This window comes from Cellulophaga sp. F20128, assembly GCF_023015805.1.
GTDB lineage: Bacteria > Bacteroidota > Bacteroidia > Flavobacteriales > Flavobacteriaceae > Cellulophaga.
In genome coordinates, this window is the sequence record NZ_JALKBA010000001.1 from 36,657 (window position 1) to 50,855 (window position 14,199).

Consider the following 14,199-nt stretch of genomic DNA (forward strand, 5'->3'; position numbering starts at 1 on the left):
AAACGATGAAGGATAGTTTAATAATAGGAGACAAAAAGTTTACATCTCGTTTGTTTACTGGAACTGGAAAATTTAGCTCTTCAACAGTAATGAAAGACGCCATACTAGCATCAGAAAGTGAATTGGTAACCGTAGCCCTAAAACGAGTAGATGTCGCTAATGAAAATGATGATATATTATCGCATTTAAGCCATTCTAGCATTCATTTACTACCAAATACTTCTGGGGTACGCACAGCCAAGGAAGCTGTATTTGCGGCTCAACTATCGCGCGAAGCCTTAGAAACAAACTGGGTTAAATTAGAGATTCATCCAGATCCTCGCTATTTATTACCAGACCCCATAGAAACATTAAAAGCAGCGGAAGCGTTGGTAAAGCAAGGTTTTGTAGTTATGCCATATATACATGCAGATCCCGTTTTATGCAAGCGTTTAGAAGATGTTGGTGTTCAATGTGTAATGCCTTTAGGCGCACCAATTGGAAGCAACAAGGGATTAAAAACAATAGACTTTTTAGAAATAATTATTGCACAAAGTACTGTTCCCGTAATTGTAGATGCCGGAATCGGTGCTCCATCTCACGCTGCATATGCTATGGAATTAGGTGCGGATGCAGTTTTAGTAAACACCGCAATTGCAGTATCTCAGAACCCAATTGCTATGGCAAAAGCTTTTAGACTAGCTGTAGAAGCCGGTCGCTTAGCATATACTGCAAAATTAGCAGCAATTAGAAACACAGCCGAAGCAAGTTCACCCTTAACCTCTTTTTTAAATGAGTAATTTTACCCCGCTATTAAACAGTTACAATTGGGATACTATCGTTGCTGACATTTACAACAAAACAACTGTAGATGTAGAAGCCGCCTTGCATAATAACAATAGAACTCTAGAAGATTTTAAAGCCTTAATTTCCCCTGCTGCCAAGCCGTATCTAGAGCAAATGGCACAGTTGAGCAGTGCACTTACCAAAAAGCGTTTTGGCAACACCATGCAGATGTATGCGCCCATGTATTTAAGCAACGAATGCCAAAACATTTGTACCTATTGCGGGTTTAGTTTAACCAATAAAATACCAAGACGTACCTTAACGGATTCAGAAATTTTAAAAGAGGCTACTTTTTTAAAAAACAAAGGATACAATCACATTCTACTTGTTACTGGTGAAGCCAATAAAACAGTTGGAGTTACCTATATTAATAATGCCATTAAACTCCTTAAAAAAGAGTTTGCTAATATCACCATTGAAGTACAGCCGCTAGACCAAGATGAATATGAGTTGTTAGCTAAAAATGGTTTGTATGCTGTATTGGTATATCAAGAGACATACCATAGGGAAGAATACAAAAAACACCACCCTAAAGGTAAAAAATCTAATTTTGACTACCGTTTAGAAACCCCAGACCGATTGGGTAAGGCAGGCGTGCATAAAATTGGGATAGGCGCCTTATTTGGCCTTGAAGACTGGCGAGCAGACAGTTTTTTTACTGCGATGCACCTACAGTATTTGCAAAAAACATATTGGCAAACCAAATACTCCATTTCTTTTCCTAGACTACGACCACACAGTGGAGGTTTGGAACCAAAAGTAGTTATGGAAGATGCAGATTTGGCTCAGGTAATTTGTGCCTATCGTTTGTTAGATGAAGATATTGAGCTATCGATGTCTACCCGAGAAAGCGAAAAATTTAGAAACAATATTATCAACCTTGGCATTACCTCTATAAGCGCAGCGTCTAAAACCAACCCCGGAGGCTATGTGGTAGAACCACAATCATTAGAGCAGTTCGAAATTTCTGACGAACGCAGTACCGAAGCTGTGACACAAATGCTAAAAAGCAAAGGTTTTGAAGTAGTATGGAAAGATTGGGAGAATAGGTGGTAGCCTAAAATAACCCCCCTTGAACACTCCCTTTTACTCTTCCTAAATGTTTGTAAGCAAGCTCGGTTACTTCCCGTCCACGAGGCGTACGCATAATGAAGCCCTGTTGTATTAAAAAAGGCTCATATACTTCCTCAATGGTTTCTGCACTTTCTGAAACGGCAGTAGCCAGCGTAGTAATACCTACTGGCCCTCCTTTAAATTTATCTATAAGTGTCGTTAAAATTTTATTGTCCATTTCATCTAAACCATGGGCATCTACATGCAAAGCATTTAGTCCGTACTTAGAAATTTCCATATCTATGGTTCCATTCCCTTTAATTTGGGCAAAATCTCGTACCCGCCTTAACAACGCATTACATATTCTTGGTGTTCCCCGGCTTCTTCCCGCTATTTCAATTGCCGCATTTTGTGCAATAGGCACATTTAAAATGGCAGCACTACGCTCTGCAATGGTAGACAACAACTCTGTTGAATAGTATTGCAACCTACTCTGAATACCAAAACGTGCCCGCATAGGAGCCGTTAACAACCCAGATCTAGTAGTAGCCCCTATAAGGGTAAAAGGATTTAGGTTTATTTGAACAGAGCGGGCATTTGGTCCTGTCTCTATCATAATATCTATTTTATAGTCTTCCATTGCAGAATACAAATACTCTTCTACAATTGGACTTAGTCTATGAATTTCATCAATAAACAAGACATCTCTTTCATCAAGATTGGTTAAAAGTCCGGCTAAATCTCCTGGCTTATCCAAAACAGGACCCGATGTTACTTTTATACCAACGCCCAACTCATTCGCTAAAATATGAGCCAAGGTAGTTTTACCCAAGCCAGGGGGGCCATGAAATAAGGTGTGATCTAACGCTTCCCCTCGTTGGTTTGCCGCTTCAACAAATACCTTAAGATTGTCTAAAACTTGTTCTTGCCCTGCAAAATCATCAAAACTTAAGGGTCTTAACGCTCTTTCTATATCAACATCTTCTGGAGTAAAATTATCCGATGTGGGGTCTAGGTTTTCATTCATAGTCTAACAAAGATACTAGAAATTGAAAGTATTCTAAGTAGAAATACATCAATCTAAAAAAATTCTATTCCTTTTTAAGTAATTGGGCAGTATCTAAAAAATCGATAACGGTAATTTTAGGAGTACCATACAAATAGGTTTTTGAAGCTCCTTTGGCTGATACGTTTAAACTGTCTCCCACAAATATTTTAGCATCTGCAGATTCCTTTAAATTTGCGTTGACAATAGCGGCCTGAAACCCTTCTGCTTTTAACTGTGCATTCCCAAAAATATCAAAATCGAAATTTGAAACAGCACCTTCAATTTTAACCGCAGTATTGCCATTCATATTCAACTGTGCAGCATCTACCGTGGCATATAATTTAAGTCCACTTTTTTCATCTAGTTTAACGCGTACTACATCGCAATCAACAGTCATTTCGGCATCACTACTACCTGCCATAACGATACCGACCTCCGTTGCCTGAGCATTCAGCACTAATTTTGAATTGCCTTGCAATTGTACTTCTAAATAATCCGTATTTATAGCGTCTTTAACATCTATGCTGCCCGCATCCAACATAATGGTATTTAATTCCTCATAATGAATAACAATATCAAGTTTCTTTTTTGAAGTAATTTTATAAAATGAACTTATATACAAGGTACTATCCTTTACATCAAACTTTAACACATCCATAAGATTATCATCACCATGGATGTAATATCCAGATTCACGAGACCTCATAACCTCTATTTTAAGATCATCTAATAATTTTATTGCAGTAAATGACTGCAATACCTCATTGACTTCTATAACCACCTTACTGCCCTTTATTTTCGGTTTCTTTTGGCTAAAACTTACTGTTACACTCAACAGTAAAATTCCTAAAATAATATTTTTCACTTTCTTAGTTTATTAATGGTTCTTGTGTTTTCTGTACAATCAATATACTAAAATAAAGATTAACAAATGTAGTTTGACTAAAATGATGCCAAAAAAATACCCCTTTTAAAATATATATTTTAAAAGGGGTATTTAAAGTAAGCTTGTATTTGATTAGTGTTCTAGCGCTTCTTCACCATCTTGTAAAGGAACATTTTGCGGAACATAATCTTGTCCTGGTAAAACATATTCACCATTTTCTTTTGTTTTACTATAGTCATAAGACCATCTGTATACATGAGGAATTTCACCTGGCCAATTTCCATGTATGTGCTCTACAGGCGTAGTCCATTCCAATGTATTTGCTTTCCAAGGATTTTGCTCTGCCTTCTTACCATAGAAAATACTATAGATAAAATTACCTACAAACACCAATTGTGCAAGTCCAGCAACCAAAGCAAACACAGTTATTAGAATATTTACATCCGTAAGTTCATCAAACATTGGGAAAGCTGTGTTTTCATAATAACGTCTTGGTACACCAGCCATACCTACAAAGTGCATTGGGAAGAATACCCCATACGCACAAACTGCGGTGATCCAGAAATGAACATACCCTAAGTTCTTGTTCATCATTTTACCAAACATTTTTGGGAACCAGTGGTACACACCAGCTAGTAAACCATAAAGTGCAGATATACCCATTACCAAATGAAAGTGAGCTACTACAAAGTACGTATCATGTACGTTAATATCTAAGGTACTATCTCCCAAAACGATTCCTGTTAATCCACCAGATATAAACGTAGATACAAATCCGATTGAAAATAACATCGCTGGATTCATCTGCAAGTTACCTTTCCAAATGGTAGTAATCCAGTTAAAAGCTTTTACGGCTGATGGAATCGCAATTAGTAAGGTTGTAAATGTAAATACAGATCCAAGGAATGGATTCATACCTGAAATAAACATATGGTGACCCCATACAATCGTAGATAAGAACGCAATGGCTATGATTGACATAATCATGGCTCTATACCCAAATATTGGTTTACGCGCATTGTTCGCCATAATTTCTGACACAATACCCATTGCAGGTAAAATAACAATATATACTTCTGGATGTCCTAGGAACCAAAATAAATGTTCATATAAAACGGGTGATCCTCCTTGATAATGCAACACTTCTCCTTGAATAAAAATATCGGATAAAAAGAAAGATGTTCCAAAGCTTCTATCCATAATTAATAGCAATGCTGCTGAGAATAATACCGGAAAGGAAACTACACCAATAATTGCTGTTACAAGAAAAGCCCAAATCGTTAATGGAAGTCTAGTCATAGACATTCCTTTTGTTCTTAAATTGATAACGGTTACAATATAATTAAGTGATCCTAACAAGGACGAAGCAATAAAAATTGCCATAGATGTTAACCAAAGTGTCATCCCCATACCTGAACCAGATTGCGCCATAGGTAGTGCACTTAATGGCGGATAAACGGTCCAACCCGCTGAAGCAGGTCCTGCCTCAACAAACAAAGAGCAGAGCATTATAACTGCCGACAAAAAGAACAACCAATAGGAAATCATATTTAAAAAACCGGAAGCCATATCTCTGGCTCCAATTTGCAAGGGAATAAGTAAGTTACTAAAAGTACCACTTAAGCCCGCTGTAAGCACAAAGAAAACCATAATGGTTCCGTGAATGGTTACCAATGCCAAATAAACATCTGCATCCATTACACCTCCTGGTGCCCATTTGCCTAATAAGGTCTCAAATATTGCAAAAGACTGCCCAGGCCATGCTAGTTGCATTCTGAACATTAAAGACATTGCTATCCCAATGAAACCCATTATCAAACCAGTAATTAAATACTGCTTTGCAATCATCTTATGATCCTGACTAAAAATATATTTAGTTACAAAGGTCTCTTTGTGATGATGTCCGTGATCGTCTCCGTGTTCTTGTATTCCTGACATAATCAGATATTCTGTTTTATTAGTTAACTTCGTTTCGTAAATCAATTATTCTCCTGCAACTGCTGCACCACTGAATGTTTTTTGAGATGCCATCCACTTGTCATACTCTTCCTGAGTTTCAACAATAATTTTCATCTGCATATTGTAATGGGATTTTCCACATATCTTATTACAAAGTAAAATGTAGTCATACTCCCAAGGATCGTTATTCGGAATCCCTTCTGCTGCTCTTTCTGCTCGTATTTTATTTGCACGTTTTACTTTGTCTATAACATCAGGATCAAGGCGCATTTCTGCGGTTGTTCTTATAGGAGTAAATGAAAATTGTGTAACCATACCTGGCACACAGTTCATTTGTGCTCTAAAATGAGGCATATAAGCAGAATGCAATACGTCTTGTGAACGCATTTTAAAATTAACCTTTCTACCCACCGGCAAGTGTAATTCTTTAACAATAACATCATCTGCCGCATTTGGGTCCGATTCGTCTAAGCCCAATATATTAGCCTTATCAATATCAATCATTCTTACGCTAGCTTCCCCTAAAACGTTGTCTTCACCACCATACCTAGCTGTCCAATTAAACTGTTGTGCATACAACTCAACAATTAACGGATCATCATCTTCATTGATATCCATTATGTTTGTCCAAGAATATAATCCCCAAAGAATTAAACCTGCTAAAACAATTACTGGAATAATAGTCCAAATAAATTCTAATTTATGGTTTTCCGCATAAAACAAGGCCTTTTTTCCTTTTTCTCCTCGGTATTTAAAGGCAAAATAATGCAATAAAAACTGAGTAATAGTCTGTACAAAAAAGATAATAATAAAGGATACTAACATTAAATTATCATAATCAGCTCCATGTGCCGATCCTGCTTCTGGAAGCAACATCTTTGTATATTCATAGAAACTAAATATTGTAATTCCGTAAATAAAGATTAAAAAAGCAAACATTAGATAACCGTTATATTTGTTATCCTTATCTGTTGCTACTTCATTCTTAGTTGCACTAAGCTGTGACAATTCAAATATTTTTGTCATTTGCCAAATTGCAATGGCTATTAAGACTAAAACAGTTATGGTTAAAAATGTAGTCATTGTATGATTTTATGCTTTTAAAACTTATTTATTAATAATGAAAATGCTTACTCTCTCCAATAAAAGGATTTCTCTTTGGTTGCAATGGAGCCGTGGTTAACGCTCTAAAGACAACAAATATGAACAATCCTAAGAAGAAAAGTACGGAGCTAATTTCCGAAACTCCAACAGACCATTGATCTCCCACGGTAGCAGGCATAATCATTGTATAGAAATCAAAATAATGTCCTGTCAATATCACAATACCGGTCATAATAATGAACCAATTCATCCTCTTAAAATCACTATTCATTAACAATAACAACGGAAAAACAAAGTTCAATGCTACCATTCCAAAGAACGGTAAATTATAGTCTTGAATTCGGGTAACAAAATAAGTAACTTCTTCTGGAATGTTGGCGTACCATATTAACATAAATTGTGCAAACCACAGGTAAGTCCAAAAAATACTAAAACCAAACATAAATTTACCCAAATCATGAATATGACTATCGTTTACATCTTCCAAATATCCTTTTGACTTCAAGTAAATTGTAACCATAGCGATCACCGTAATACCAGAGACAATCATACTTGCAAAAACGTACCAACCAAATAAGGTACTAAACCAGTGTGGATCTACACTCATTATCCAATCCCATGACATAATAGATTCAGATACAAGATAGAAAACTAAGAAGCCAGCAGACCATCTAAAGTTTTTCACAAAGTTTGTATTATCATCGGCCTCATCTTGTGCCAAAGAAAGTTTACGAGAAATTGTTCTGTAAAAAACCCAACCTCCAATAAAAATAGCTGCTCTTATTAGGAAAAAGGTTCCATTTAAATAACCAGCCTTTCCTTGTAATAATTTATCATTTGCCACAACTTCTGAATCCATCCAAACAAAAAGGTGGTTCATGTGTGCTACCGAAGCAAGAAGAATTGCAAAAACGATAATTCCTCCAGGCAACAAATAGGCCGTAATACCTTCCATTACTCTAAATAATAAGGGGGACCAACCAGCTTGTGCCGCCCTTTGTATAGCATAAAATGCCAATACCCCCAATGCGATTAGAAAAAAGAACAAGGCTGCAACATACAATGCTGACCAAGGCTTATTTTGTAATTTGTGTAATAGATGCTCGTCATGCTTGCTATCGTGTCCGGCTTCAGCATGAGAGTCACTAGCGTGAGCTTCTACTCCTGCTTCCTCATCTCCGTGATGGTCTCCACTATTACTAGCCACAATATTCTTTGCTTCTTGGACTGTTCCAGGCATAGTAATAAAGCCATAAGTTATTCCTATTAACCCTACAGCCATTAATATGATGGAAGCAATTTTTAGTCTGTTTGAAAAAGTGTACATATTCTTAATCTATGTATTATTTTGTTAAGTCTTGTTTCAATTGCATTACGTATTCTGATACTTGCCAGCGCTCCTCATGGTTTAATTGATTTGCATAAGAGCCCATAGAATTTAAACCGTAATAGATAGTATAGTATGTACCACCAGCTGTAATAATTCTACCTGCATCAGCATAGCTTGGCACCCCTAATATTTTTTCTCTTTTCACCAAGTTACCTTGTCCATCTCCTTTGGTTCCATGACATACGGCACAATAAACAGAAAACAATTCTTTTCCCTTTACCAAATTCTCACCTTGTTTTAGTGAATCTAACGGACTAGCTTGTAACCTCGCTAAATCTCTACCCTCAAGATCATTTGCAAATTCATACGGCATCCAACCTCTAGAAATTGTGTTTTCCACAGGTAAACCCGCTTCCATTCCGTTTGGTAAAAAATCTACTTTTTGGTAGGTTTCATAACCTACAGCCTCGTACATATCAGGCATATATTGATAGTTAGGACTATTCTTATCTGCACATGATGCCATAACAAGAAACAACCCTACTACAATTCCTATATTTTTATAACTATTCATAATACTATGACTACTTTTCTGAAATGTTAATTTCTACTGCTCCCGTATCGGCTAACAACGATTTTAATTCTTCTTCGTTATCATGAATCTCTATTTCCATTAAAAATAGATCATCAGTTGTTCTAACGTCCGGATTTTCTGCCTCTTTAAACGGCCATAATCTACTTCTCATATAAAAAGTAATTACCATTAAGTGGGCTGCAAAAAATACCGTAAGTTCAAACATAATAGGTACAAAAGCCGGCATATTTTCCAAATAACTAAAACTTGGCTTTCCTCCTATATCTTGTGGCCAATCTTCTATCATAATATAATTCATCATTACGATAGAAACTATTAAACCTACACAACCATACATAAACGACGTTATGGCTATTCTTGTTGGAGCAAGCCCCATTGCTTTGTCTAGTCCATGAACTGGAAAAGGACAATACACCTCTTCGATATGATGCTTAGCTGCCTTTACTTTTTTGACTGCAAGCATCAATATATCATCATCATTGTAAAATGCGTGAATAACTTTAGACGCCATAATTATTTCTTATTATTTAGTTTCTTAGCCTGTCCTGCCCAATCATCTCTTTGTGCTCTTCCTGGGAATGATTCTGTAATTGAATCCAATAAATCATACTCCTTATGAGTCATTTTACTCACTTGAGCAAAACTATAGATTCCTATTTGATTTAAAGTTTGCTCCATTTGCGGACCAATACCTTTTACCTGTTTTAAATCATCTGGGGTATCCGTATTGATATCGAATGTCCCTAAAGAACCAAGTAAATTAGATACCTTATCATCTTCCTTAGCTGCTACCACTTCTTTTGCTAGTGGTTGCGGAGAAGTTGTATTGGTATAGATTGTCTTTGCAGGCATCTCATATAAAGGCTTACCAGCATCTCTTAACTTTTTGTATTTACTACCTGAAGCCTTCAATATAGACTTCACTTCTGCTTGTGCAATTACTGGGAATGTTCTAGCGTACAATAAAAACAATACAAAGAAGAACCCTATAGTACCAATAAAGATACCGATATCCACAAAAGTTGGAGAGAACATTGTCCATGAAGATGGCAAATAATCTCTGTGTAATGAGGTTACAATAATAACGAAACGCTCAAACCACATTCCTATATTTACTACTATAGATATCGCAAAAGAGAACATAATACTGGTACGCAATCTCTTAGACCACATTAATTGTGGAGAGAACACATTACACGACATCATTGCCCAATATGCCCAAGCATAAGGTCCTGTTGCCCTGTTTAAGAAAGCATACTGTTCATATTCTACACCTGAATACCAAGCCATAAACAGCTCTGTAATATAGGCACAGCCCACGATAGAACCAGTAACCATAATTACAATGTTCATTAATTCTATATGCTGTATTGTAATATATGCTTCAAGACTACATACTTTTCTCATAATAATAAGCAAAGTATTTACCATTGCAAATCCAGAAAATATTGCACCTGCCACAAAGTATGGAGGGAATATGGTTGTATGCCAACCTGGAATTACAGAGGTGGCGAAATCAAAAGATACAATGGTGTGTACAGAAAGTACAAGTGGTGTTGCTAAACCTGCCAAAACAAGTGAAACTTCCTCAAATCGTTGCCAATCTTTTGCTCTTCCGGTCCATCCAAAACTCAATAGACTGTAAATTTTCTTTTGAAATGGTTTAACAGCCCTATCGCGAATCATTGCAAAATCTGGCAAAAGACCTGTCCACCAGAAAACCAATGATACAGAAAGATAGGTAGATATTGCAAATACATCCCAAAGCAATGGCGAGTTAAAGTTTACCCATAACGAACCAAACTGATTCGGAATTGGCAATACCCAATACGCCAACCAAGGACGACCCATATGTATGATTGGAAACAAACCTGCTTGTACAACCGAGAAAATGGTCATCGCTTCTGCAGAACGGTTAATTGCCATTCTCCATTTTTGCCTGAATAGTAATAATACAGCAGAAATTAATGTTCCTGCATGCCCGATACCTACCCACCAAACAAAGTTGGTAATATCCCAGGCCCAGCCTACAGTTTTATTTAATCCCCACGTTCCAATACCTGTTGATACCGTGTATATTATACAACCAACTCCCCAAAGGAAAGCTACTAACGCGATGGAAAAAACTATCCACCAATGTTTATTTGCTCTTCCTTCTACCGGAGCAGCGATATCCACAGTTACATCGTGGTATCCTTTATCTCCAATTACTAGGGGTTTTCGTATAGGTGCTTCGTAATGCGACGCCATAATTTATGTTATAGTTACGTTCCTTTTAATTTTATGCTTCTTGTGTATTTCTCACTTTTACATGATAGAATACGTTTGGTTTTGTTCCCACGTGCTCTAACAAGTGATACATACGATTGCTTTCTTTTAACTCAGCAACTTCACTTTCTTTATCATTAATATCTCCAAATACCATTGCTCCACTACTACAAGCCGAAGAACAAGCCGTTTGAAATTCACTATCCTTAACCGTACGACCATCTCTCTTTGCATCTAAAATAGACTTCTGTGTCATTTGAATACACATAGAACATTTTTCCATGACCCCACGAGAACGAACATTTACATCTGGGTTAATTACCATTTTACCCAAATCATTGTTCATGTTATAGTCAAACTCATCATTATTATTGTACAAGAACCAGTTAAAACGACGCACTTTATACGGACAGTTGTTTGCACAATATCTAGTACCCACACATCTGTTATACGCCATATGATTCTGACCTTGTCTACTATGAGAAGTTGCAGCAACAGGACAAACAGTTTCACAAGGAGCGTGATTACAGTGTTGACACATTACTGGCTGAAAAGCCACTTGCGGATTTGCAGAAGGATCTTCTAATTCTCCGAACCCCGCCAAAGAACCTTTATCTCCCGTTAAACCATCAAATTCATCTTTCTTTGTATTATCCTCAGCAAAAGTTTCTTCCGAAGAATAATACCTATCAATACGCAACCAGTGCATATCTCTAGACTTACGTACCTCGTCTTTACCAACTACAGGCACATTATTTTCTGCGTGACATGCAATAACACAAGCCCCACAACCCGTACAGGCATTTAAATCTATAGATAGATTAAAGTGATGTCCTATTGAACGATCAAAATCATCCCAAAGACTTACTGAAACCGCATCTACACTTTCATGATCTAAAGATACCTGAGGAATAATATTCCATTCCGAATGATCTTTTGTATTAAATACTTCTAAGGTTGTTTCTTTAATAATATCACCTCTACCCATTAAGGTCTTGTGCAATTGAACACATGCAAACTCATGCATTCCGCTTGCCTTCTCAATAGAAACTGATTGTGAAGAAATACAATCCTGATACAACGCATAGGCATTAACACCTGTTTGCATTTCGGCCTTCATTCCTTCTTTTCTTCCATAACCCAACGCCAAACCAATAGTTCCTACCGCTTGTCCTGGTTGAATTATCACAGGAATACCATTTAATACGGCATCACCTACTTTTAGATTAACCTTACTACCATCCAAACCTCCGTTTGCTACATGGTCGTTAATTAGATCTAATTGTTCTGCATCCGTTTTAGACACAGTTACATAGTTATCCCAAGACACCCTAGTAATTGGATCTGGAAACTCTTGCAACCACGGATTACCAGCTTGTTGCCCATCACCCATACCCACTTTAGAGTACAAAGTCAGCTCTAAACCTTCCGTTTTGGCGCCAGCCAAACTACGAATAGCAGATGCAATTGGAATTAACTCTTGCTCTTCTACTTCACTTTCAATTGCCTCAGCCGCAACAGGTGTAACCCCTGCAGCAAAAACACCGTCATGCAATGCCTTATTCCAAGAAGAACTTCCTAAAATACCAGCACTCCATGTTTCACGGATATAATCGTAATACGTTTTATCAGCTCCCATCCACACCAATAGTGAAGATTGAAACTGACGTGTATCAAAAATTTCTTGTATTGTTGGCTGCATTAAACCATAATGCCCCTTTTTTATCTCTACATCTCCCCAAGACTCTAAATAGTTTGGAGCAGCAGCAGCAAATTTAGAAGCCATAACAGTTTCCGTTTTGCTTTGAGCAAAGGCAACAGTTACATCTATCTTAGCTAATGCATCTACAAATTCAGCTGCATTGGGCAACGTATACGCAGGGTTCACACCATCCATAAGAACAGCCCCTACCTTACCAGCTTTCATATCTGCAATTAAACCAGCAACCGCCTTTGCATTTCCTTGTCTTACATACTTTGGCGCCTTAGCATCAAAAGCAGAACTTCCTAAAATTTCGTTGATTGCCAAAACAACAGCCTGCGCATTTTCATCATCAAGACCTGTTACAACAACCGCTCCTTTTCCAGCCTTTCTAATTTCACTAGCAGCAGCATCTACCGCTTTTGAAACATTTTCTGACAATTCACCACCTACCGATGTTCCATTTAATTTTCCATACAACCTAGCTAAAGCAACTTTTTGTTGTGACGGAGTTAACGGAATTCTTTTATCTGCATTGGCACCAGTTAAAGACATATTGGATTCAAACTGAATATGTCTAGACATTTTCCCTTTTTTAGGAACACGCCCTTTAGAATATCCACTATCATAACCACCACCTTGCCAATCAGACAAGAAATCTGCACCGAAAGACACAATTAAACTCGCTTTGCTAAAATCATAATCAGCTAAAGCTCTTTCCTTATACCTTGCCTCAAAAGCGTTTAAAGCCGCGTCTGCCGAAATCGCATCGTAAGTAACGTGATTTACATTGCCAAAAGTCTCTTTAAATTCTGAAATTAATCGTGTGGTAGACGGACTAGCATAGGTTTGCGTTAATAACGCAATTTGCTTTCCTGTATTTTTAAGAGCAGACAACTTTGCCTTGACAGCTGCATCTAGAGTAGACCACTCAATTGGCTCTCCGTTTGCAACTGGCCCTTGCAGCCTTTTACTATCATACAAAGACAAAACAGAGGCTTGCACTCGTGCGTTAGCCGATCCGTTTACTTTTGCATCTACATTGTTTTCAATCTTAATTGGTCTCCCCTCACGTGTTTTAACCAAAACACTAGCAAAATCAAAACCATCTGCTATTGTTGTCGCGTAATAGTTAGCAACACCAGGAATTATTCGTTCTGGCTGAACCACATAAGGAATAGATTTTACTACAGGACCTTCACAGGCAGCCATAGTTGCAGCAGCGGTACTAAAACCTACGTACTTTAAAAAATCTCTTCTATTTGTAGAACTAGCTGCTAAGTTATCCTTATTCCCTAAGAAATCCTCAACAGGAATGTCCTGAACAAATTCGTTCTGTTTTAGCGCCTCAACAATGGAATCGTTGGGATTTAACTCCGCCTCGCTTTTCCAATATTTTTTGTTTGATGCCATATGATATATCTGAATT

General features: G+C 37.3%; 11 protein-coding genes. 2 read left to right on the top strand and 9 right to left on the bottom strand.

From position 1 onward, the window contains the following. The first annotated feature begins 5 nt into the window (after positions 1 to 5). Positions 6 to 779: a thiazole synthase gene (locus MWU65_RS00165; protein WP_247074600.1), complete on the top strand. Its 774-nt coding sequence runs from the start codon at positions 6 to 8 to the stop codon at positions 777 to 779. Beyond that, on the top strand, positions 772 to 1,881 hold the full coding sequence (thiH, locus tag MWU65_RS00170; RefSeq protein ID WP_247074601.1) for a 2-iminoacetate synthase ThiH: 1,110 nt from the start codon (positions 772 to 774) through the stop codon (positions 1,879 to 1,881). The genes MWU65_RS00165 and thiH overlap by 8 nt, the downstream gene beginning before the upstream one ends. A 1-nt stretch (position 1,882) precedes the next feature. Here thiH and ruvB read toward each other — a convergent pair whose 3' ends face one another. The 9 genes from ruvB to MWU65_RS00215 all read right to left on the bottom strand — a co-directional run bounded on the left by ruvB (position 1,883) and on the right by MWU65_RS00215 (position 14,183). After that, positions 1,883 to 2,905 (bottom strand): Holliday junction branch migration DNA helicase RuvB, encoded by a 1,023-nt coding sequence (gene ruvB / locus MWU65_RS00175; RefSeq protein WP_247074602.1) that lies wholly within the window; start codon positions 2,903 to 2,905, stop codon positions 1,883 to 1,885. 64 nt (positions 2,906 to 2,969) lie between these two features. Further along, positions 2,970 to 3,791 (bottom strand): DUF2807 domain-containing protein, encoded by an 822-nt coding sequence (locus MWU65_RS00180; RefSeq protein ID WP_247074603.1) that lies wholly within the window; start codon positions 3,789 to 3,791, stop codon positions 2,970 to 2,972. Positions 3,792 to 3,944: 153 nt separating this feature from the next. Next, the gene (locus MWU65_RS00185; RefSeq protein WP_247074604.1) at positions 3,945 to 5,750 is read right to left on the bottom strand and encodes a cbb3-type cytochrome c oxidase subunit I; all 1,806 of its coding nucleotides are present in this window, start codon (positions 5,748 to 5,750) and stop codon (positions 3,945 to 3,947) included. Positions 5,751 to 5,795: 45 nt separating this feature from the next. Further along, positions 5,796 to 6,854: a cytochrome c oxidase subunit II gene (locus MWU65_RS00190; protein WP_247074605.1), complete on the bottom strand. Its 1,059-nt coding sequence runs from the start codon at positions 6,852 to 6,854 to the stop codon at positions 5,796 to 5,798. A gap of 31 nt (positions 6,855 to 6,885) precedes the next feature. Beyond that, positions 6,886 to 8,202, bottom strand: a complete 1,317-nt coding sequence (locus MWU65_RS00195; RefSeq protein WP_247074606.1) for a quinol:cytochrome C oxidoreductase — start codon at positions 8,200 to 8,202, stop codon at positions 6,886 to 6,888. 16 nt (positions 8,203 to 8,218) lie between these two features. Then, positions 8,219 to 8,779: a cytochrome c gene (locus MWU65_RS00200; protein WP_247074607.1), complete on the bottom strand. Its 561-nt coding sequence runs from the start codon at positions 8,777 to 8,779 to the stop codon at positions 8,219 to 8,221. 10 nt (positions 8,780 to 8,789) lie between these two features. Next, positions 8,790 to 9,311 (bottom strand): DUF3341 domain-containing protein, encoded by a 522-nt coding sequence (locus MWU65_RS00205; protein WP_247074608.1) that lies wholly within the window; start codon positions 9,309 to 9,311, stop codon positions 8,790 to 8,792. Between the two features lie 2 nt (positions 9,312 to 9,313). Beyond that, complete coding sequence (gene nrfD, locus MWU65_RS00210) at positions 9,314 to 11,050, bottom strand: NrfD/PsrC family molybdoenzyme membrane anchor subunit (protein ID WP_247074609.1); 1,737 nt, start codon at positions 11,048 to 11,050, stop codon at positions 9,314 to 9,316. A gap of 31 nt (positions 11,051 to 11,081) precedes the next feature. Next, positions 11,082 to 14,183 (bottom strand): TAT-variant-translocated molybdopterin oxidoreductase, encoded by a 3,102-nt coding sequence (locus tag MWU65_RS00215; RefSeq protein ID WP_247074610.1) that lies wholly within the window; start codon positions 14,181 to 14,183, stop codon positions 11,082 to 11,084. Positions 14,184 to 14,199 lie beyond the last annotated feature (16 nt).